The sequence below is a fragment of the Paractinoplanes ferrugineus genome (assembly GCF_016862195.1).
GTDB lineage: Bacteria > Actinomycetota > Actinomycetes > Mycobacteriales > Micromonosporaceae > Actinoplanes > Actinoplanes ferrugineus.
Genome location: NZ_BOMM01000009.1, coordinates 123,565 through 144,471, shown reverse-complemented (window position 1 = coordinate 144,471; position 20,907 = coordinate 123,565). Strand labels below are relative to the sequence as shown.

General features: G+C 68.7%; 19 protein-coding genes and 1 tRNA gene. 15 read left to right on the top strand and 5 right to left on the bottom strand.

What is annotated here, in order from left to right:
• Nucleotides 1-116 precede the first annotated feature (116 nt).
• On the bottom strand, nt 117-959 hold the full coding sequence (locus Afe05nite_RS07165) for an SGNH/GDSL hydrolase family protein (RefSeq protein WP_203816171.1): 843 nt from the start codon (nt 957-959) through the stop codon (nt 117-119).
• A 275-nt stretch (nt 960-1,234) separates the two neighbouring features.
• Here Afe05nite_RS07165 and Afe05nite_RS07160 point away from each other — a divergent pair, with 275 nt between their 5' ends.
• From Afe05nite_RS07160 to Afe05nite_RS07130, 7 genes are all read left to right on the top strand, one after another.
• Nucleotides 1,235-2,374 carry a hypothetical protein gene (locus tag Afe05nite_RS07160; protein WP_203816170.1) on the top strand — a complete coding sequence of 380 codons (1,140 nt, stop codon included), beginning with the start codon at nt 1,235-1,237 and terminating at the stop codon, nt 2,372-2,374.
• 361 nt (nt 2,375-2,735) lie between these two features.
• Complete coding sequence (locus Afe05nite_RS07155; protein WP_203816169.1) at nt 2,736-3,938, top strand: IPT/TIG domain-containing protein; 1,203 nt, start codon at nt 2,736-2,738, stop codon at nt 3,936-3,938.
• 68 nt (nt 3,939-4,006) lie between these two features.
• Entirely contained in the window at nt 4,007-5,671 is a 1,665-nt protein-coding gene (locus Afe05nite_RS07150; protein WP_203816168.1) for a long-chain-fatty-acid--CoA ligase, read from the top strand.
• Nucleotides 5,672-5,759: 88 nt separating this feature from the next.
• Nucleotides 5,760-7,490 (top strand): serine/threonine-protein kinase, encoded by a 1,731-nt coding sequence (locus tag Afe05nite_RS07145; RefSeq protein WP_203816167.1) that lies wholly within the window; start codon nt 5,760-5,762, stop codon nt 7,488-7,490.
• A 214-nt stretch (nt 7,491-7,704) separates the two neighbouring features.
• Nucleotides 7,705-7,908: a transcription antiterminator/RNA stability regulator CspE gene (cspE, locus tag Afe05nite_RS07140; RefSeq protein WP_203816166.1), complete on the top strand. Its 204-nt coding sequence runs from the start codon at nt 7,705-7,707 to the stop codon at nt 7,906-7,908.
• A 136-nt stretch (nt 7,909-8,044) separates the two neighbouring features.
• On the top strand, nt 8,045-8,326 hold the full coding sequence (locus tag Afe05nite_RS07135; RefSeq protein ID WP_203816165.1) for a hypothetical protein: 282 nt from the start codon (nt 8,045-8,047) through the stop codon (nt 8,324-8,326).
• Between the two features lie 608 nt (nt 8,327-8,934).
• Nucleotides 8,935-9,243 carry a MerR family transcriptional regulator gene (locus Afe05nite_RS07130; RefSeq protein ID WP_203816164.1) on the top strand — a complete coding sequence of 103 codons (309 nt, stop codon included), beginning with the start codon at nt 8,935-8,937 and terminating at the stop codon, nt 9,241-9,243.
• 134 nt (nt 9,244-9,377) lie between these two features.
• On the opposite strand, the gene Afe05nite_RS07125 is transcribed toward Afe05nite_RS07130, so the two are convergent.
• Together Afe05nite_RS07125 and Afe05nite_RS07120 are read right to left on the bottom strand one after the other, a co-directional pair.
• On the bottom strand, nt 9,378-9,527 hold the full coding sequence (locus Afe05nite_RS07125) for a hypothetical protein (protein WP_203816163.1): 150 nt from the start codon (nt 9,525-9,527) through the stop codon (nt 9,378-9,380).
• Between the two features lie 154 nt (nt 9,528-9,681).
• A complete protein-coding gene (locus Afe05nite_RS07120; protein ID WP_203816162.1) occupies nt 9,682-9,990 on the bottom strand; it encodes an alpha/beta fold hydrolase in 309 nt (102 codons plus the stop codon).
• 363 nt (nt 9,991-10,353) lie between these two features.
• Here Afe05nite_RS07120 and Afe05nite_RS07115 point away from each other — a divergent pair, with 363 nt between their 5' ends.
• The 3 genes from Afe05nite_RS07115 to Afe05nite_RS07105 all read left to right on the top strand — a co-directional run bounded on the left by Afe05nite_RS07115 (nt 10,354) and on the right by Afe05nite_RS07105 (nt 14,374).
• Nucleotides 10,354-12,036, top strand: coding sequence for a cellulose binding domain-containing protein (locus Afe05nite_RS07115; protein ID WP_438867719.1), 1,683 nt, complete (start codon nt 10,354-10,356; stop codon nt 12,034-12,036).
• A gap of 234 nt (nt 12,037-12,270) precedes the next feature.
• On the top strand, nt 12,271-13,008 hold the full coding sequence (locus Afe05nite_RS07110) for a class I SAM-dependent methyltransferase (protein ID WP_203816161.1): 738 nt from the start codon (nt 12,271-12,273) through the stop codon (nt 13,006-13,008).
• 142 nt (nt 13,009-13,150) lie between these two features.
• Nucleotides 13,151-14,374: a M20 metallopeptidase family protein gene (locus tag Afe05nite_RS07105; RefSeq protein WP_203816160.1), complete on the top strand. Its 1,224-nt coding sequence runs from the start codon at nt 13,151-13,153 to the stop codon at nt 14,372-14,374.
• A gap of 636 nt (nt 14,375-15,010) precedes the next feature.
• Here Afe05nite_RS07105 and Afe05nite_RS07100 read toward each other — a convergent pair.
• A tRNA-Lys gene (locus Afe05nite_RS07100) sits at nt 15,011-15,083 on the bottom strand.
• 162 nt (nt 15,084-15,245) lie between these two features.
• On the opposite strand from Afe05nite_RS07100, the gene Afe05nite_RS07095 reads away from it, so the two are divergent.
• The 5 genes from Afe05nite_RS07095 to Afe05nite_RS07075 all read left to right on the top strand — a co-directional run bounded on the left by Afe05nite_RS07095 (nt 15,246) and on the right by Afe05nite_RS07075 (nt 20,597).
• Nucleotides 15,246-16,508 (top strand): L,D-transpeptidase, encoded by a 1,263-nt coding sequence (locus tag Afe05nite_RS07095; protein WP_203816159.1) that lies wholly within the window; start codon nt 15,246-15,248, stop codon nt 16,506-16,508.
• 205 nt (nt 16,509-16,713) lie between these two features.
• Entirely contained in the window at nt 16,714-17,943 is a 1,230-nt protein-coding gene (locus Afe05nite_RS07090) for a L,D-transpeptidase (protein ID WP_203816158.1), read from the top strand.
• Between the two features lie 73 nt (nt 17,944-18,016).
• Nucleotides 18,017-18,424 (top strand): hypothetical protein, encoded by a 408-nt coding sequence (locus Afe05nite_RS07085; protein ID WP_203816157.1) that lies wholly within the window; start codon nt 18,017-18,019, stop codon nt 18,422-18,424.
• 199 nt (nt 18,425-18,623) lie between these two features.
• Entirely contained in the window at nt 18,624-19,595 is a 972-nt protein-coding gene (locus Afe05nite_RS07080) for an MHYT domain-containing protein (RefSeq protein WP_203816156.1), read from the top strand.
• Nucleotides 19,596-19,661: 66 nt separating this feature from the next.
• Nucleotides 19,662-20,597 (top strand): 3-oxoacyl-ACP synthase III family protein, encoded by a 936-nt coding sequence (locus Afe05nite_RS07075; RefSeq protein WP_203816155.1) that lies wholly within the window; start codon nt 19,662-19,664, stop codon nt 20,595-20,597.
• On the opposite strand, the gene Afe05nite_RS07070 is transcribed toward Afe05nite_RS07075, so the two are convergent.
• Complete coding sequence (locus tag Afe05nite_RS07070) at nt 20,560-20,907, bottom strand: hypothetical protein (protein ID WP_203816154.1); 348 nt, start codon at nt 20,905-20,907, stop codon at nt 20,560-20,562. The genes Afe05nite_RS07075 and Afe05nite_RS07070 overlap by 38 nt on opposite strands.

The following is a 20,907-nucleotide window of genomic DNA, read 5'->3' as shown; positions in this document are numbered from 1 at the left end:
CGGCGGCCCCAGAGTCCAATTCGTTTGATCGAGAACATACCGACGCCTCACCTCAGCAGGTCTCAGTCCTGACGACCCTATGTGATGTTCGTTGCGGTATGGGTGCTTTTCCGGTTCTACCAGGAAGCACGATAGGTGGCGTCGGCCAGCTCGTTCTGGCCCTTGGCGTTGGGGTGGAAATAGTCGACCGAGCTGACCTCGTCGAGACCGAACCGCACGCGGTGCACGGCGCCGTTGTCCCAGCGGCACCGCTTCCCGTATGCCTTGCAGGCCTGCTGCAGCTGGTCGTCGTAGTCGTCGATGCGGTCGCGGACCTGGCGGCGCCGCTGCTCGTCGGCATCGGCCGTGGAGGCCGGGTCGGCGAACATCGACGGGCAGATCGTCGCGCGCGTCCACACCCGTACGGCCTCGGGACTCGACTTGCCCAACTCCCACAGCCGGTAGAGATCGGGAATGCTCGTCACCAGCACCCGCGACTTGGGCAGGCCCTTCTTGAGGCGGTTCAGCGCGCTGTCCACCTGCGAACGGAAGGTGGCCACCGAGGTCATGCCGCCCACCGTCTTGGCGCACGCGTCGTTCGCGCCGATCAGCACCGTCACGTACGCCGATTTGGCCTTGACCGCCCGCGCCGCCTGGCCGTCGAGGGCGTCGGCCTCGGCGCCCACCTCGGCGAAGTTGCGCGCATTACCTTTGATCTTCGGATTCTTGGCGAGGATGCGTCGATAATGGCTGTCGACGGTGTCTCCGGAACCGGTCGACCAGGAGTTGCGGTTGCACACCACATAGGTGCCGCAGCTCCCCAGTGCCGCGGTGATGGAATCGCCGATCGCGGCCATCGACGAGGGGTAGCCGGATTTCGTCGGCGTGCCGGTCGGCGCGGGACGCGCCGTTCCGCCCTCGCAGGCCAGTGCGAACAACGCGAGCAGAGTCAGCACGACTAGATGCCATCGGCGGATCATGAGCTCCCCGTATGTCACTGATTGCGGTCGTCTCCGCACGATACGTCATCGGTGTCCGGGTTGGTGTGCCGACCATTCGTCCGCGACCTCTGCCGTCCAGGGCGATGGCGGGAGTAGTGTCATCGGCCGACCATCTGCAGGGTCCTTGTTGTGGGGGAGGGTTCTACTTGTCCAGCGCGAGTCTCGCCACGCGTCTCACCACGCGCGAGCGCGTGTGGCTACAGTTCGAATACATCCGTTCGGTCGGGCCGTTGCGTGGTGTCACCGTCGAGTCGATGCGCAGCGCTCTGGTCGGGCTGCACGCGGCCGACCCGACCCACCGTGCGGTGTCCCGCCTCGACCGGGCCAACGCCCAATGGGTCCACCTCGACGCGGCGGCTTTCGCCCGGTACGTCGAAGAGGCCGTGACCGACGCGGACGGCCTCGACATCGTCGGCGCCACCGCGGCCCTGCAGCGCGAGCCGCGCGCCCATCACCCGGTGCGGATGCTTGTCGGCCCGGATTTCGTGGCGCTCAAGATCTCGCACTCGTACGGCGACGCCGGTCCGGTCAACGCGCTGCTCCACGAGCTCGTCAAGGCCGCCGCCGAGGGGCGGGCCGCGTCCATCCGGCCGTCCCTGCCACACCGGGGTGCGCTGCTCAAGGCCTGGTTCAAGGAGATCGTCCGGAAGCCCGACCGGTGGAAGCAGGGTCTCAACCTGCCCCGCCCGCCGCGGCCCACGCCGGAACCTCAGCGGCCCTGGTCGGACGACATCACCTGGCGCACCACGCACTCGGCCGAGGCACTCGTGCAGATGCGTAAGTGGCGAGACGAGAACGCACCCGGAGTGACCACGTCCGCCATCACGTTCGCGGCATTCGCGGCCGCCCTGCGCGACCTCGGTGCCAACCCGAACCTGTCCGGCGGCATCTTCCTCGCCGACGCCCGGCGCTTCCTCGACAAGGGCGTCGACATCGACAGCGACTTCTGCATGGGGATGTGGCTCTCGCCCGAGGACATGACCGATCCGGCCACCATCCACCGGATGCTCAAGGCCGAACTGGCGGTTCCGCGGATCCTCTCGGTGATGGTGCTCGAGGAGACGAAGATCGTGGTCGGTGGCACCAAGAGCATGCCCGACCCGTACCCGACCGAGATCGCCGAGACCGTGCGTGCCCGGCACACGTTCAGCAACCAGGGCCGGCACGACGGGCTCGCCGACCTGCCCTGGGCCGCCGAACCGGCCGAGCGCCACAACTTCAGCGTCCCGACCCTCTGCGAGCCGGACGGGGTGGCGCTCGCCACCTCCGAGATGAACGGGGTGCTGCACCTCGACGCCACCTTCCACGCGTCGACGTTCGACCCCTCGCTGATGGCGAAAGCGCTGGAGATGGTGTGCACCGACCCGGCCGGACTGATCATGGCCAGTCGCTGAGTTCTTCGCTTCACGTCGACCGCCGCCGGGCATTCCCCGGCGGCGGTTTTCGTTGCCCACCGGGTGCTTACGGTGCCCTGGCGTGGCGGGTGCCGGCCCACTGTGGCCGGGGTGTCCCGCCGAGCCGGAGCCGGTCGGGGTATTCGTCAGACATCGCGGGTGCCTGCCGGGGATGTCGCTGAACTGGCTGATGATCATGGTTTGCCCTGCAAGACTTGCGCCGGTAGCTGGGCAAACCTGTTCCGCGGGCGCCTGTTCGGAGAACGGCGGCACGGCGAGTTGAAGGTGGCGCTCGCCCCCAACCGGCCGGAAGAGATCTCAGCCTCCCTCATTCTCGGCAACTCAATGTGGAGGATTGTTGATGAGTACCAAACCTGGGGCGCTCAAGCGTCGCGGAGTCCAGGCCCTGACCGTGGCGGCGGTGGTCGCCGGCGGACTGGCCGTGGCCAGCCCGGCCTATGCGGCGCCGCCGGCGATCACCGGCGTCGTGGTCGCCGGCACCACCTCGAAGGTGGTCGGCCCGGGAACCACGATCCTGATCACCGGCACCGGTTTCGCCGGCATGACCGACAACGCGGCGGCTGCCCCGTGCAGCATCGCGCCGGTCGCCTGGCCGGACGCCAGCTCCGGCTGTTCCCAGGTGCGCTTCCTGGGCAAGGACGCGACCGCGACCACCGGCTACACCCTCGCCACGCGGTACACCGTGGTCTCGGACACGCAGATCTACGCGGTCGTACCGACGATCCCCGTCGGTGACGGCGCCTCGCTCGGCAACCCGCTGGCCGGCACCGGCTCGGTCAAGGTCCAGGTCGTGAACACCATGGCCACCGGCATCGCGAGCGGGGTCAGCGTCTCGACCGCCAGCGAGGTCTTCTACCGCGGCCCGATCACCGCCGCGATCAGCGCCACCGGAATCAACATGAACCCGGTCGGCGGCGGGGTCCTCACCGTCCCGGTGACCGGCGTCGCCGCGCTGACCTCCACGACCTTCCCGCTGGAGAAGATCACCGGCTACTTCGTCAACGGCGTCACCGCCAACTCGCCCCAGGTGGCTCCGGCCACGGTCAGCTTCAAGGACGCCACCAACGTCAACGTGACGGTGCCGCCCGGCAGCCCGTCCGGCAACCTCATCTCGCTGGTACTGGTGCACGACGGCATCGTGGGCACCGCGGACTCCGACTCCCTGAAGTACCCGGCCGTGATCACCGGTGTCCAGTCCTGCTCGGCCAGTCTGAGCACCTGGATCGCCACCCCGACGACCACGTTCCCGACCTGCACCGGAACTGCGAACGTCAGCGGCGCCACCGGAGACGTCAAGGTCACCGGCAAGGGCTTCACCGGCACCGCGTCGGCGGACTGGAACTTCGACGGCGCCGACGGCACCGTGGTCCCGACCTGCGCGATCATCTCGGACACCACTGCCTACTGTCACCTGGCCATCACCACGCCGCCGACCAACGGTGTCGCGGCGGTCACCTTCACCCCGAAGGCGCAGAACGGTGTCGCCGCGGCGACGTTCGTGCCGACCGGCGGCAGCGTCCTGATCTTCACCAGTCTGGTCTGAACCAATTGGCGACAACGGCGGCCCCGATCTTGATCGGGGCCGTCCGCGCGTCCGGGTAACCTCGCCTCATGGCGGATGATCGACCCTGGCTGGCGGCCTATCCGGAGGGCGTCCCGGCCGACATCGCCGAGCCCACCCGGGCCCTCACCGCGAACCTGGCACAGGCGGTCGCCCGGTTCCCGGAGCGGATCGCGCTCGACTTCCTCGGGGCCACCACGACCTACGCCGAACTCGGTGACCAGGTCGCCCGGGCCGCGGAGGCCCTGCGCCGACTCGGGGTTCGCGCCGGTGACCGGGTGGCTCTGATCCTGCCGAACTGTCCACAGCACGTCGTCGCGTTCTACGCGGTGCTTCGCCTCGGCGCGATCGTCGTCGAGCACAACCCCCTCTACACCCCGGCCGAGCTGGCCCATCAGCTCGCCGACCACGGTGCGACAGTCGCGATCTGCTGGGACAAGGTGGCCGGCTCGGCGAACGTGCCGACGATCGTCGGTGTCGACCTGACCGCCGCGCTGCCGCTGGTCAAGCGGCTCGCGCTCAAGCTGCCGCTGCCGCCGGCCCGCAAGATGCGGGCCGAGATGCGCGGTCCGCTGCCGGACGGGGCGTCGAGCTGGGAAGAGCTGGTCGCCGAGGCGACCCCGATCGCCGGCTCGGTGCCGGGGCCGGGCGTCGACGACACCGCCCTGCTGCAATACACCGGCGGCACCAGCGGCACGCCGAAGGGCGCCGTCCTCACCCACCGGAATCTGGCGGCCAACGCCGAACAGAGCCGCGTCTGGGTGCCCGGGTTGCGCGCCGGCGGCGAGACCTTCTACGCGGTGCTTCCGCTCTTCCACGCGTACGGGCTGACCCTGTGCCTCACCACGGCCGTGCAGATCGCGGCGACGATCGTGCTGTTGCCCCGGTTCGACGTCGGCCTGGTGCTCGACGCGGTGAAACGCCGCCCGCCGACGTTCTTCCCGGGCGTGCCACCGATGTACGACCGGCTGGCCACCGCGGCCCGCGAGCGCGGCACCGACCTCAGCACGGTCCGCTACTCGATAAGCGGCGCGATGCCGCTGCCACCGAAGACCGCCGAGACCTGGGAGGCGCTGACCGGTGGCCTGCTGATCGAGGGGTACGGCATGACCGAGACCTCCCCGATCACGATCGGCAACCCGATGTCGGCCGGGCGGCGGACCGGCTCGATCGGCATCCCCTATCCGTCCACCCACGTCCGCATCGCCGACCGCGCCGACGTGGACCGTGACATGCCCCGGGGTGAGCCCGGTGAGCTGCTCGTACGGGGCCCGCAGGTGTTCTCCGGCTACTGGAACCTGCCCGCGGAGACCGACGCGGTCCTGCTGCCCGGCGGCTGGATCCGCACCGGCGACGTGGCGGTGATGAGCGACGACGGCTTCCTGTCGATCGTGGACCGGGTCAAGGAGCTGATCATCACGGGCGGCTTCAACGTCTACCCGTCCGAGGTCGAGGACGTCCTGCGCGAACACCCCGACGTGGGGGACGTGGCCGTCGTGGGTCTGCCTTCCGACCGTACGGGAGAAGAGGTCGTCGCCGTCGTGGTCCCGGCCGAGGGAGCTTCCGTGGACCGGGACGCGCTCCTGAAGTGGGCGCGGGAGCGGTTGTCGGGTTACAAGGCCCCGCGTCGCGTGGAGATCGCCGATGAGCTCCCCCGGAGCCAGATCGGCAAGGTGTTGCGCCGTCAGGTGCGTGACCAACTGACGAGTAACTGAAGCTGCACCTCCGGCTCAGCCGTCCCGTGTATAAAAACACGACGTCAATGCCAGCCGCCGCACGCGCAGCAGAAATGGGAGCGCTCACATGGCCAGTCGGCCGCTGAGACCCGAGGATCCGCGACGGCTCGGCGACTACCGATTGCTGGCCCGGCTCGGCGCCGGTGGCATGGGCACCGTCTTCCTCGCGCGCGATCCGCAGGGCCGGACCGTCGCGGTGAAGGCCATCCGATCGGAGTACGCGGACAACGAGGAGTTCCGGGCCCGGTTCCGCAGCGAGGTGGATCGCGCCCGGCAGGTCCCGCCGTTCTGCACCGCCGCCGTGCTCGACGCCGACCCCGACCACGACACGCCCTACCTGGTCGTCGAGTACGTCGACGGCCCCAGTCTGCAGGAGGTCGTCGAGGAGCACGGCTCGATGCCGGCCGGCGACCTGCACGGCGTGGCGGTCGGCGTGGCCGCGGCCCTCACCGCCATCCACGGCGCCGGCGTGATCCACCGTGACCTCAAGCCCGGCAACGTCCTGCTCTCCGTCGGCCTGCCCAAGGTGATCGACTTCGGGATCTCCCGAGCCCTCGACATCACGAGCCGGCACACCCGCACCGGCCACTGGATGGGCACGGTCGACTACATGGCCCCGGAGCGGCTCGACCCCGGCTTCGGCGCCGCCACCCACAAGGCGGACATCTTCGCCTGGGGCGCGGTGATCGCGTTCGCCGGCACCGGCCGGACCCCGTTCCACGGTGAGACCGACATGGCCACCGGCGCCCAGATCCTCACCAAACCGCCGAACCTCGACGGCGTGCCGCCCTCCTTGGCCGACATCGTCGAGCGGGCGCTCACCAAGGACCCACGCCGCCGGCCGACCGCGAACGAGCTGGTGCAACAGCTGCTGGTGGTGCGCGCCCCGAAACAGGCGCGCTCGCTGAAACTGGTGCGCGTCCCGAAGCCGAGGCCCGCGCCCGCCCCAGCCCCGGCACCGGTCGTCTCCCGACCCGCCCAGCGGTCCGCCGGCCGGCGGTCCGCCGGCCGCTTCGACCCGCGCGACCTGATCGACGAGGTGTCACCCGACGGCCCCCGACGAGTGATACCGACCCCGTCCCCGCGCCGTTCCGGCCTCATCACACCCCGGCGGCTGATCTACGCGTTGGGCACCCTCCTGGTCGGCGCGGTCACCGTGACCACCGTCACAATCAGCCAGGCGGACCGCACCGACCCCGCGAACGACCTGCGGGTCGCTCCCGCCACGGCATCGCCGACGGCGACGACCCCTCTCGCCCAGGCCGGGCCCGCCGTCTCCGACTCGCTGCGCGGCCCCGGCCGGTTCCGGGAGAGCTCCGGTCCCACCGGCCGCTGCCAGTTCCGCGACGGTCGGTTGCGCGCCTCGGTGCAGGGCCGGGCGACCTATCAGTGCGTGGGACCGCCGGAGTCGTTCGCCGCCGACCAGTCGATCAGCGTCAGTCTGGAGCTGGCCGACGACAAGGCGTGCGGCATGGTCTGGTTCCGCTATACGGGTGAACGCGGCTACCAGGTGACCGCCTGCACCGAGGAGATCCAGCTGGAGGAGCTGGGCAGCGCCGTGCTCAACTCCATCGGCAAGGTGCAGACCAAGGTCCTCACCCCGCTGACCCCCCATGAGGTCACCATCGCGGTCCAGGCCCACCACGCCACCGTCTCGGTGGACGGCGTGCCGTCACTCCAGGGTGCCCTCGCCAACTCGGATCTTGCCGCCGGCCGGGTCCAGCTCGGCGTGACGAACACCAGCTCACCGGCCGCCTCTGAGGTGTCGTTCGCCGACTTCAGAGTTCTCGTGGGATGAAAACATGGCCGCTGGTGTGGAAGCTGGCGGCGGATCGCGTATCATGCTTGTGGTGTTGCAGTTTTGATTTCCGTAGACGTTTTCGGCGCCTGTTTGGGGTATCTGAAACCCGGGCAGGCGCTTTCGTTGTTCGTGTCGTTTCGACGCGGGTGATCAACGCGGCGGCGCCGGAGTTCGCACAGTGCGGACTTCATCGGCCTGCGAAGGAGCAGACATGGCTACAGGTACCGTGAAGTGGTTCAACGCCGACAAGGGCTTCGGCTTCATCAGCCCGGACGATGGCGGCGCTGACGTCTTCGCCCACTTCTCCGCCATCGCGACGAGCGGCTTCCGCAGTCTCGACGAGAACCAGAAGGTGGAGTTCGACATCACCCAGGGCCAGAAGGGCCCGCAGGCGGAGAACATCCGCCCGCTCTGATCCACGTTTTACGAACGGCGGCCCCCGGCTTGTTCAGCGGGCCGCCGTTCGGCGTTTCCCGGGCCGGCCGAGTCATCGCCAGGGCACGGCCCGTAGTGAGCATCACTTGTGCCGCGACATCCTGAAGGACGTGACAATGACAACAACCTACTCAGGCCCCGCGAAGCTGATCCTGGTTGACGGCGCATGCATCTCCGGCATGGCTTCCCTGACCACCAACCAGCGCGGCGGAATCAACGGCTGGGGTGGCACGTTCCGGCCCGACCAGATCACGACGGAACTGCGCAGCGCGGGCGAGGGTCTTCAGTTGGAGCTGCCCTACGACCGGGCCGGGACGGTCGACGTCACCGGCATGCGCAAGCTGCTCGCCACGCAGTTGTTGATGTCCTTGACCGGTCAGGGCCCCGCTCCGTTCTGATCACCGGCGCCGTCACCTGTGCATCCGGGTCCGGGGAACCTCGGCCAACGGCCAAGAAAATCTGGGTCGCCGGGACTAGACATTCTTTCTCTGACTGGGTAATGTTTGCCCCGTTGACAGCAGAGATCAGTTGACGACGCTGACGAAAGACCGAGCGTCAAGCAGGGCCCGGAAGTTCGTGGCTCGCTCGGCATGGTGTTTGCAAGTGCACGACAAGACCTTGACGTAATTCCAGGTCAGGGCAACAGGCAGGGCGGCTGATGCAGGTTCGGGGTCGCTCTGTGCAGGAAGATCCGTCGCACGTGGCGGGGCCGTGAGTTCGCGTGGGGCTCCGACGCCGGCGGGATAGCACGTAGGTAACAGTAAGAGATGTTCGCAGAGGAAAGGGAGGGCCGAACGCCGTTGGATCGCCCACCTCGGGTGGACACCGCAAGGTCTCTGAGCAAAATGAGAGCCTTCGGTCACGCTATGCGATCCTCGCACCGCAAGCCTCCAAGCATCACGGTGTGGAAACGACAAGCCGGTGAAACTTCCGGTAGATGGTGTTAAGACCCGTAACCCTGGGCCCCGGCGCGAAGCGCCGGGGCCCTCGTCATGGAGATACCTGGATGGCCCAATCCGAAGACATGCTCGACGATGACGACTACCCCGCCTACACCATGGGCCGCGCCGCCGAGATCGTCGGCGCCACGCAGGACTTCCTGCGTCGCCTGGAAGAGGCGAGACTGTTCATCCCGTTCCGCTCGGCCGGCAAGCATCGCCGCTACTCCCGCTACCAGTTGCGGTTGGCCGCCCGAGCCCGAGAAATGGTCGACAACGGCACCGCTCTGGAAGCCGCCTGCCGGATCATCATCCTCGAGGACCAACTCGAGGAAGCGCTCCGAATCAACCGGAACCAGCAGCGCGACGCTGTGTGATCCCACGCCTCACGGTCCTTCGTCACAAGAGGGGCCGTTTGTCCTATCCGCCGCGCGGCGGCTTCGGCGCCACGCCGACCAGAGCGTCAGCGACGTTGAAACGCTTGGGCGACATGGCGTCGAGGACACCGCGGTCACCCGGCCCGAAGAACGGCCAGTTGTCCGCCGGGACGCTGTCGCCCGGGTAGTTTGTCCGCGCCGACCGCGACACTGAGCATCGTCTTGAGGAGAAGCTCCTCGTCGGCGCCGAGCGAAGCCGGATCAGCCACGTACGCGGAACGCAACACCGACAGTGGACTGGTCCGCGCCTCGGCGCCGCGGTCGCCCGCCTCGACCGGGCCACGAAGTCAGGGTCGGCGGCGCCACCCCCGGTGCCGGCGAAATCCGCAGTGGTCGGGGTGCCGTCGAGGTCACGGGTGCCGCCGAAGCCGTACGGGCTCAGTGGCGACCGGGGAGCCGGCGGATGGGCGGCAGCCAGAATTCGGCGGCCGAGCCGTGGCCGTGCACCAGCAGAATCGGCACGCCGTCGTTCGGTCCGCCGACGAGCACGTTGTAAGTGACGCCGCGGGCCTGGACAAGCCACTCGATATGCTCCGGCAGCAGCCGGGTGCCCCGGATCCGCGGATCGCGACGCTCGTCGTGCCGGCGAGCCGCCACCACGTACGTCTCGCCGGTCTGCGCCATGCGCGCCCGGATCGCCCGCTGCCGTTCCCGGCGCGCCGAGCTGGAGATGCGGTCGTTGACCATGCTCATTTTCTTCCCGCAAGTCCCCATGCCACCGCGCGGTCGAGAATGATCACGAAATGGTCCACGCTGCGTCATCGACGGCTTGTCCTCGGTCGTGCGGCAGGTGACGGCACGGGCGTCGGGCCGAACTCGGAGTCGGGCAGAGCGTGGCTGCCATCGAGGACTGTACCCGCCCGGTGGCAATTCTTCTCGCTGAAAATCTGTTACGCACGTGCGCTCGCGATCAAGGCTTGATATGCCGGAAACCCTCCGGCAATAATGACACATATCGATGGGAGCGCTCCCATTAACGGGCCCCGACCGCGGATTCACCGCCCCGCCGTATGTGTGCGCGCTCCATCGCCCCCACCTGGAGGAAACCACATGACTTCTTGGACGCGTCGCCGGCTTGTGGCCGCCGGGGTGACGATCGGCTCACTGCTGGCCGCGGGGGCGGCCTTCGCCCTCTCCGCGCCCTCCGCCCAAGCCCTGGAGAACGGCGTGGCCCGGACGCCGCCCATGGGATGGAACAGCTGGAACACCTTCGGGTGCAATATCAATGAGACGTTGATCCGGCAGATGGCGGACGCCATTGTTTCGTCCGGCATGGGTGAGCTGGGATATAAGTACGTGGTCGTGGATGACTGCTGGTTCAATCCGAACCGGGATTCGTCAGGCAATTTGCAGGGCGATCCCTCGCGATTCCCGAGCGGGATGAAGTCGCTCGGCGATTATCTGCACGGCAAGGGACTGAAGTTCGGCATCTACCAGGTGCCGGGAACCAAGACCTGTGCCCAGGGCACGGGCGGTTACCCGGGGGCGACCGGGAGCCAGGGGCACGAGGCGCAGGACGCCCGCCAGTTCGCCGCGTGGGGAGTGGACTACCTCAAGTACGACTACTGCTCGGGCAGCGGCACGATAAACGATCAGGTGACCACGTTCGCGAAGATGCGTGATGCGTTGGCGGCGACCGGCCGGCCGATCGTTTACAGCATCAACCCGAACAGTTTCCACTGCTGCACCGGTCCACAGCGGAACTGGGGCGACGTGGCCAACATGTGGCGGACCACCGAGGACATCACCAACAAGTGGGACACCGGCAACACCAACGGTTACCCGATGGGCATCCAGAACATCGTCAACATCACGGTGCCGCTTGCCGGTAACGCGCGGCCGGGGGCGTTCAACGACCCGGACATGATGGAGGTCGGCCGGAGCGGGCTGTCGGACACCGAGCAGCGCAGTCATTTCGCGTTGTGGGCGATGATGGCGTCGCCGCTGATCGCGGGCAACGACATCCGATCGATGACCTCGGCGACGCAGACGATCCTGAAGAACGCGAACCTGCTCGCGATCGATCAGGACAGCCTGGCGCTGCAGGCGACGCAGGTGTCCAACGACGGTTCCCGGCGGGTGCTGGCCAAGAAGCTGGCCAACGGCGACGTCGCGGTCGCGTTGTTCAACCAGAGCGGCAGCACCACCACGATCAGCACCTCGGCCTCGGCGATCGGCCTGACGGGTAGCTCGTTCACCCTCCGTGACGTGTGGAGCAACGCAACCAGCACCACCACCGGCGCCATCTCGGCAAGCGTCCCGTCCCACGGCACCGTCGTCTACCGGGTCAGCCGCACCGGCACGCCGACCTCGCCGCCGCCGACGTCGACCCCGCCCACTTCGCCGCCGCCCACTTCGCAGCCGCCGACGTCGCCCCCGCCGTCGTCCAGCTCACCGACTCCGCCGCCGGCCACCGGCACCTGCCGGATCAGTGACACGGTCAGCGCCTGGAACACCGGCCTGACCTCCAACATCACCATCACCAACACCGGCACCACCGCCATCAGCGGCTGGGCCCTGGCCTTCACGCTGCCGAGCGGCCAGACCATCACCTCGGGCTGGAACGCCGGCTACTCGCCCAGCTCGGGACCGGTGACGGCCAGGAACGTCTCCTACAACGGCGACCTGGCGCCGAACGCGTCTCTGACGATCGGCTACCAGGCCACCCACACCGGCAACGCGGCCGCTCCGGCCTCGTTCACCTTGAACGGCGCGAGCTGCACGGTCGCCTAACACCGGAACGAGCGCGGCCCGGAACCACTGGTTCCGGGCCGCACGCCCGTCTCCGGAACGCGCCGGCGACCGCAGCGCCACCGTCCGTCGGAACGGTCGGAGCGACGAAATGCGGTTGTCCCGCGGCCCGGATCCTGATGTTCTGGGCCGAACGACCGGAGGAGGACGTCATGGCTGACGCAGGGAAGTCCACGCGACAGGAACCCATCGTCGATCCGAAGGAATCCAATACAGGTGGAAGCATCAATCTTTGACGATCCCGGTCTTTTCGGCCGGCTGTGGGCCGACGGCTACGACCACGGGGAACTGGACCCGCGACCGGCCGTCGACTTCCTCGCCGGCCTGGCACCGGGTGGTTCGGCACTCGAACTGGCGATCGGCACCGGCCGGGTAGCTCTCCCCCTGGCGGCCCGGGGACTCGCCGTCGACGGCATCGAAGCGTCGCCGGAGATGGTGGCGAAGTTACGGGCCAAGGCCGGCGGTTCCGACCTGCGCGTCGTCATCGGCGACATGGCCGACGTGCCGGTATCTGGCCCCTACCCGTTGGTCTACCTCGTCTACAACACTCTGTTCAACCTCGTTCGCGAGCAGCGGCAGCGGGACTGCTTCCGCAACGTCGCCCGAGTTCTCGCGCCGGGCGGCGCGTTCGTCATCGAGACGTTCGTGCCCGAGCGGGCCGAAGCCGGCCGGCACGAGCAGGTTGAGGTTCGCGAGGTGACCGAGGACTCGGCGACGATCCGGCTGCATCGGTACGACCCGGCTACGCAGGTGCTCATCAGGCAGACGATCAGATTTGCCGGCGACGGCGTGCACATGGGCCCGTTCGCCATGCGTTACTGCTGGCCGGAACAGATCGACGAGATGGCCGAGGCCGCGGGATTGCGACTGACCGAGCGCTACGCCGACTGGGACCGGCACCCGTTCGACGACACCAGCAAGTCACACATCTCGGTCTACCGCCGCGATCAGTAGCGTCTCTCCCCGCCCGTTTCGTGCTGTGGGCGGTGCCACTCCCCCCGTGACCGGTCACTGGTGAACCCGGCGGCCCGGTGTGCGTCGACCGGGGGGAGCGGCACCGTGCCCGCCCGCACGATCCGACTGGAGACGAGCCGCCATGACGACGATCGGGGTCACCTCACCACTGCGCCGGACCGCGGAGACGCTCCAGCCACGGCTGGTCCAGCTGCGTCGGGACCTGCACGCCCGTCCCGAGATCGGTCTGCATCTGCCGCGCACGCAGGCGGCGGTGCTCGACGCGCTCGACGGTCTCGGCCTGGAGGTGTCCCGGGGCACGGAGCTGACCTCGGTGACCGCGGTGGTCCGGGGCGGGCGGCCCGGGCCGGCGGTGCTGCTGCGCGCGGACATGGACGCGCTTCCCCTGACCGAGGCGACCGGGCTGGACTACGCCAGTCGTACCCCCGGTGTCATGCACGCGTGCGGCCACGACCTGCACACCGCCGCGCTGGTCGGTGCCGCGCACGTGCTGGCCGGGCACCGCGACTCGCTCGCCGGCGACGTCGTGCCGATGTTCCAGCCCGGCGAGGAGGGCTACGACGGTGCGGGGCTGATGCTCCGCGAGGGTGTGCTCGACGCGGCCGGCGACCGGGTGCGCGCGGCGTACGGTCTGCATGTGCTGTCCTTCGGCACACCGCGCGGGGTCTTCCGCAGCCGTCCGGGAACCCTCCTGGGCGGCACCGACACGCTCACCGTGGTCGTGCACGGCGCGGGCGGTCAGGCGGCGATGCCGCACGTGGCGAACGACCCGATGCCCGTGGCGGCCGGGATCGTCACGGCCGTCCAGACGCTTGTCACCCGCCGGTTCGACGCCTTCGACCCGGTCGTCGTCACCATCACCTCGATGGTGGGCGGCGACACCCACAACGTCATACCGGCGGAGGTCCGGCTCACCGGCACCATCCGTACCTTCTCCCGGGCGAACCGGACCCGGATCCGGATCCGGACCGAGCTGACCCGGTTGTGCACGTCGCTGGCGGCGGCGCACGGGATGACGGCCGAGGTCGTCGTCGACGACGGCTATCCGGTCACGGTCAACGACCCCGGCGAGTACGCGTTCGCCGCGGACGTGGTGCGCGACGTGCTGGGCGAGGAGCGGTTCGACCCGATGGCCACACCGCTCGCCGTCGCCGAGGACTTCTCCCGGGTCCTGGAGGAGGTGCCGGGATGTTTCCTGATCCTGGGCGCGACCGCCGCCGACGATCCCGCGAAGGCGGCGCCCAACCACAGCCCCGACGCCGTGTTCGACGACTCGGTGCTCGCCGACGCCGTGTTCGTCCTCGCCGAACTGGCCCGCCGTTCCCTCGACCGTCCGGCCCGATAGTGCACGCCGGTGAGCTCCGCGGAGACCGTCCAGAGACGGTTGCCCAGGGCGGCGTCGCGGGCGTCCGCCGAGGGCTCGACGAGCACCGGACTTTGCGCCACCAGGGGAGTGATGAGACGCAACGTCAGCCGGTTGACGCCGATGGGGCCGGCGCGCTGCCGGCCGGTCCTGGCGAAGCCGGGGTGGGCGAGCATGCTGCGGATCGGTGACCCGGCCGCGGCCAGTCGGCGGTGCAGTTCCAGGCCGAACACCGCGTTGGCGAGCTTCCCGAAGCTCGGCCCCCGCGGCCGGGCCGGTCTGCGAGACGGGCTGCGTGCACTCGACGAGAGGCGACCGGTGGACCCGCCGGACGGCCTCAGCCCTGTGCCGTCGAACGCACGACGATCTCGTTGACGTCAACCCGGGCAACAGCTGCTGGTCGGCGTGCCGGAGCCGGGTAGCCGCAGTGCTGAGGCCCTTGCGTTCCTCGGCTCCTTCGCGGCCTGACGCCGCTTCCGGGCAGCGGTCTTGCCCCATCGGCAACGGGCTTACCGCAGGTGATCCGGGTCACTGTGCGGCCAGCACGACACCTGACCATGATGCACGAAAAAGGCTCTGATCAGGCATTTTACGCCTGATCAGAGCCTTGATCATCGGTGCGCCGCGTAGGACTTGAACCTACAACCCGCGGATTAAGAGTCCGCTGCTCTGCCAGTTGAGCTAGCGGCGCTTGCTCCGGCAACGACGGAAACGTTAGCACGCACTCCGTTGATCCTTAAAATCGGACCCCTCCGATGACGTGCCCGCCCTGAATCAGCCTCAGGGATGATCCGTCCGCTTGCATCCATGGGGCAGGATGTCCCCGCGAACTCGAGAACTGGGGTGCTCAGGGATGGTCGGCATGCGGCGCTCACTGATGATGGTCGTGGCTGCGGCGGTGGTCGCGCCATTGGCGTTGTCCGGCTGCGGCGACAAGAAGTCCGGGACCACGGCCGCCTGGGCGAGCCCCGACGCGAGTTCCAGCGCCCTGCCCGGCGCGAGCAGCAGCGCGAGCGGGGGGTCGATCACCGAGTCGGCCGACGCCCCGATCACGCTGAGTGTGACGCCGGCGGCGGGCAAGAAGGACGTGCCGGTCAGCGCCGAGATCGGGGTGAGCCTGACCGGTGCCAAGGTGACGGCGGTCAGCCTCAAGGATTCGGCCGGCAAGGTCGTCGGGGGCGAGCTCCGGGACGACGGCACCAGCTGGGTGCCGGCTTCCACCCTCAAGGCCAAGACGGCGTACGCGGCGACTGTCACCGCCACGACGAGTTCCGGCCTCACGAAGACCGCGACGACCACGTTCACCACGATGGGCGCGCCGGCGAAGAAGACCGGCACCGGGCTCTACCTGTTCGACAACCGCACCTACGGCGTGGCCATGCCGGTGGTGGTCGAGTTCAGTCCGGGCATCAAGAAGGCCGACCGGGCCGCCGTCGAGAAGCGCATGTTCGTCGAGACGTCGCCGGCCCAGCCGGGTGTCTGGTCGTGGACGTCGAGCGGCACGCAGGCCTATTACCGGGCGAAGGAGCACTGGCAGACCGGCACCACCTTGAAGGTGCGGATCGCCGTGGGCGGTCTGCCGACCGGTGGCGGGCGTTACGGCGACCGGGACCGGGGGGCCACCGCCAAGATCGGCCGCGACCTGGAGATGAAGGTCGACAACGCCACCAAGAAGATGACGGTGACCCAGGACGGCAAGGTCGTGCGTACCGCACTGGTGAGTTTGGGGCGTAAGAGCAAGCCGTCGGTCAGCGGGAACATGGTTGTCATGGACAAACTGGCCGATACCGTCTTCGACACCACCGACACCGACGGTGCGGCCGGCTACCAGACCAAGATTCAGTACGCTCAACGAGTCACCTGGTCGGGTCAGTACGTGCACTCGGCTCCGTGGTCGGTGGGCTCGCAGGGCCGCACGAACGTGTCGCATGGCTGTGTCAATGTCAGTCCTTCGAACGCGAAGTGGCTCTTCGACAACACGCTGATCGGCGATCCGATCACGGTGACCGGCACCGGGGTCAAGCTGGCGTACGGCGATGGGTGGACTCCGTGGAATGTGAGCTGGGCGGAGTTCCTCAAGGGCAGTGCGCTGCCGGTTCCCGACAGTCTCAAATGAGTCTCGGCAGGCAACGATTCGGGGAGCCGGACACGTCTTCTGGGTAGTGAACGAGCAATTCCCGACCCCAGAAACGCCGAAAACGGGCGATTTGTGGATTTGGCCAGTGTTACGGCTCAACCCGACGGCACGAATCCGGGATTGGTCAACTCGCCTTCATAGAGCAGTATTGGGCGCCGGGGACGAACGATGCCGTGAGGGGACCATGAATAACAGTCGAGTTCGCCGGCCGTGGCGGGTTGCCGCAGCCGCGTTGATCGCAGGCACTGTCCTGCTCAGCTCCGGCTGCGGTCATGGCGACAAGTCGCCAAGCTGGCAGGGCGGCGGAGAAAGCGCCCAGGCCGGCGGTGGCGCCGCTACGAGCGCTCCGGCGCCCGAGCCGACCCTCAGCACCGTGGCGGTCACCTCGCCGGCCGCCGAGGCGAAAGACGTCGTGGCGATCACCGACGTCAAATACACCAGCGAGGACCCGGAGAACACCACGGTCAGCGTGACCGACTCGAAGGGCGCCGAGGTCAAAGGCACCCTCGACAAGGACGCCAAGGTCTGGAAGCCGGAGAAGGCCCTCGACTACGGCACGAAATACACGGTGACCGTCAACGGCACCGCGGCCGCGGGCAAGGGTGGCTCCACCAGCAGCACGTTCACGACGATGGCCAAGCCGTCGAAGACCATCCGGGTGACGAGCTTCCTCGGCGACGCCCAGAAGGTCGGCGTCGCGATGCCGCTGATCATCAAGTTCAGCAAGTCGATCCCGGAGAAATACCGCGCCGAGGTCGAGCGCCGCATGCCGGTCACCGCCACTCCGGCGCAGGAGGGCACCTGGGGCTGGATCAGCCCGACCGAGGTGCACTACCGCCCGAAGGTCTACTGGAAGGCCAACTCCAAGGTCTTCTACAAGGTGCAGCTCGCCGGTGTGCCGCTGGGCGGCGACTACTACGGCAAGAGCGATCTCACCGTCGACCTCAACATCGGCCGCTCGTTCGTCATGACGGTCTCCAACAAGACCAAGCAGATGACGGTCAAGCAGGACGGCAAGGTCATCAAGACGATCCCGGTGAGCCTGGGCAAGTCGACCACCCCGTCGTCGAGCGGCACGATGGTCGTGATGGAGAAGCTGAAGCACACGGTCTTCGACACCACCGACACCGACCCGAAGAACGGCTACAAGACCCCCATCGACTTCGCCCAGCGCATCACGTGGAGCGGCCAGTTCATCCACGCCGCGCCGTGGTCCGAGGGCAAGCAGGGCCGCACCAACGTGTCGCACGGCTGTGTCAACGTCTCCGAGGCGATGGGCGCCTGGCTCTTCGACCGGACCATGATGGGTGACCCGATCACGGTCTCCGGCACCGAGGAGAAGCTGAAGGACGGCAACGGCTGGACCGACTGGAGCCTCTCCTACGACCAGTTCAAGAAGAAGAGCTACCTGTAGAACTCGGGTTCGGAAAAGGCGCGGTCGGCGACGACCGCGCCTTTTCTTATGCGTACGTCGATAAAATGGGCAAATGCGACTTCTGGTTGCCGCCGCGGTCGTTCTGTTGGCGGCCGGCTGTGCCGGCGGAGACGACGATCCGGTAGTACGCACCAGCCCCTCCGCCGCCGCCTCCGCCGCCTCGGCCGGGCCGACCGGTGCCGCCGATGATCCGCCCGGCTCGGTGGCCTGCACCCGACTGGCGGTCGCGCTGTCCGCGGGCAGTTTGATGGTGCCCGGAGTGGTGGACGGCATAGTTCAGTCGAGCCGGACCGCCGACGCGCCGCTCGCCGATGCCGCCGACCGGCTCGGGATCGCCTATCGGGCGGCGTCCGCCGCTACCGGCAATGCCGATGAACCGGACAAGATAGCGGCGGTTTCTGCCGCCGGTTCCGACATGTCCGGCGTCTGCGCCGACAGCGGCCTGAGAACCGCCGGTTGAGCGGTAACGAAAGCTGTCGATGCTGCCGCTGACCTGGGGATTCGCGGCTTCCGAGGGCTTCGTGCGTTGTTTCGACATCTGTAGCCGTGCCGTGCTGAAAGTTGACTCACACTCATTCCCAGCCAGGTGATCTAGCAGGCAGGATGCTAGGCCGGGCCAGGTCAAGGGGCAGGACCGGGCCGTTGGGGGAGGACAGGTCATGGCGCAGATCCATCACTTCGATCACGGGTGGGTCACCCCGACCGTCAGCTACGTGCTGTCGGTCCTCGGATCCTCGCTCGGTCTCACCCTCGCCGGTCGGTTCCGCACGGCCCGCAGCGGCGGTGAGCGCACCTGGTGGCTGATCCTCGCCGCACTCGCCATCGGCGGCACCGCGATCTGGAGCATGCACTTCGTCGCGATGATGGGCTTCAGCGTCGTCGGCACGCCGATCCGCTACGACGTCGGCCTGACCGCCGCCAGCGCGATCATCGCCATCGTCGCGGTGGCTGTCGGCCTGGCGATCGCCCTGTTCGGCGAACGGGCCCGCCACGCCCGCATCCTGATCGGCGGCATCATCGCCGGTCTGGGCGTGGCCGCGATGCACTACACCGGCATGGCCGCGATGCGCCTCAACGGCGACATCAGCTACTCGGCGACCCGGGTCGGCCTGTCGATCGGCATCGCCGTGGTGGCCGCCTCGGTCGCCCTCTGGCTCGCCGTCGTGGTGCACAAACCGCTCGCCATCTTCGTCTCGGCCCTGGTCATGGGCATCGCCGTCAACGGCATGCACTTCACCGGCATGACCGCGATGTCGGTCACCGAACACGAGGCGGCCGGCGCGCTCCACGGCTCCACCGCCACCGGCCTGCTCGTTCCGATCGGCCTGACCGTCGTCTTCGGCATCATCGGCCTGGCGTACGCGCTGGTGGCCGCGCCCACCGAGGAGGACCGCGCGGCCGTGGCCTACCTCGCCGCCCGCCGCGAAGCCGGCTTGACCGGCGTGATCCCGCGGCAGCCCACCGCCGGCTCCGCACCCGCCGGCTCCGCACCTGCCGGCTCCGCACCCGCCGCTCCGCTCGCCCCGTTCCCGTCCGGTGAGCCGGGCAACGGCGCCGGAGCTCTCGGCCAGCGCGGCAAGTCGCAGCTCAACGGCGGCTCCTGGACCTATCGGGACCGCTCGTCCCGATAGCGGAGCCGGCACCCGAGGCGGCGGAACTCGCTCAACTTCGGCGCTCGGGTGCCGATCGGTAGCGGTATGGCAGTGGGCATCCTCGGCACCGGTTCCTACCTTCCCACCGAGCGCGTCGCGGCGCCCGGCGAGGCCGCGTCCGACCTGGCCGCCCACGCGGCCCGAGCGGCGATCGCGCACGCGGGGCTGACTCCGGCCGACATCGACTTCCTGATCGTCGCCACCTCGACGCCGGATTCCCCGCAGCCGCCCACCGCCAACCTGGTGCAGGCGGCCATCGGTGCGGGCCGGGCGGTCTGCTTCGACCTCAACGCCGTCTCGGCCGGCTTCGTCTTCGGCCTCGGCCTCGCGCACAGCCTGGTCGTGGTCAACCCGTCCGCCCGTGTGCTGGTGATCGGCTCGGACGTCTACTCGCGGGTGGTCGACCAGGCCGACCGGGCGGTCGCGGCCCGGTTCGGCGACGGCGCGGGCGCCGCCTTGATCGGCACGGTCGGGCACGGGTACGGGATTCTCGACCTCGAACTGGTCTCCCGCGGCACCGGCAGCGGGCTCGTCCGGGTCGACGCCGGTGGCAGCCGCCTACCCGCCTCCGAGAAGACCCTCGCGGACGGCGATCACTTCCTGCGGGTCGACGCGGCCGGGTTCGGCGAATTCGTGGCGTCCGAGGTGCCGTGGGCCCTGGAGGCTCTGCTGCGGCGAACCGGCGTGTACGCGGCGGCCATCGACCACTTCGTGCCGCATCAGCCGGATGCCGCCACCGTCGACGAACTCGTCGGCCTGGCCGGGCTGCGTAATTCGCGCACCCACGTGACCGTCGACCGGCACGGCGATCTGGGCAGCGCGTCGGTGCCGGTCACCCTCGACGAGGCGGCCCGCTCGGGCGCGCTGCGGGACGGCGACCTCGTGCTGCTCGCCGGGTTCGGCGGCGGCATGGCGGTCGGCGCCTGCCTGCTGCGGTGGCACCCTATCGAGGCTGCACCAGCCAGTCCCATGCTTTCTTGAGGGTCAGGCCCTCGTCGTCCTGGGCGGCGCGGGCGGACGGGTCGGTGCTCGGGTCGGGCAGCTCGGCGGCCGCCACCGAGATGATCACGCCGTGCTCGAACAGGCCGTCGACGACGCTTGAGCGGGCGAACCGGTGGCCGGCCGCGGTCTTGACGATCAGTCCGTGGAACAGGTCGGAATGGTCGTCGGCGAGCACGTGCTCCACCTCACCGGCCCGGCTGCCGGACGAGTCGAACACCGGAGTGCCGTCGGCGAGCACCAGGTAGGAAACCGGAGCGCCGAGATCCTCGGGAGCTTGGTTGTCGGTCAT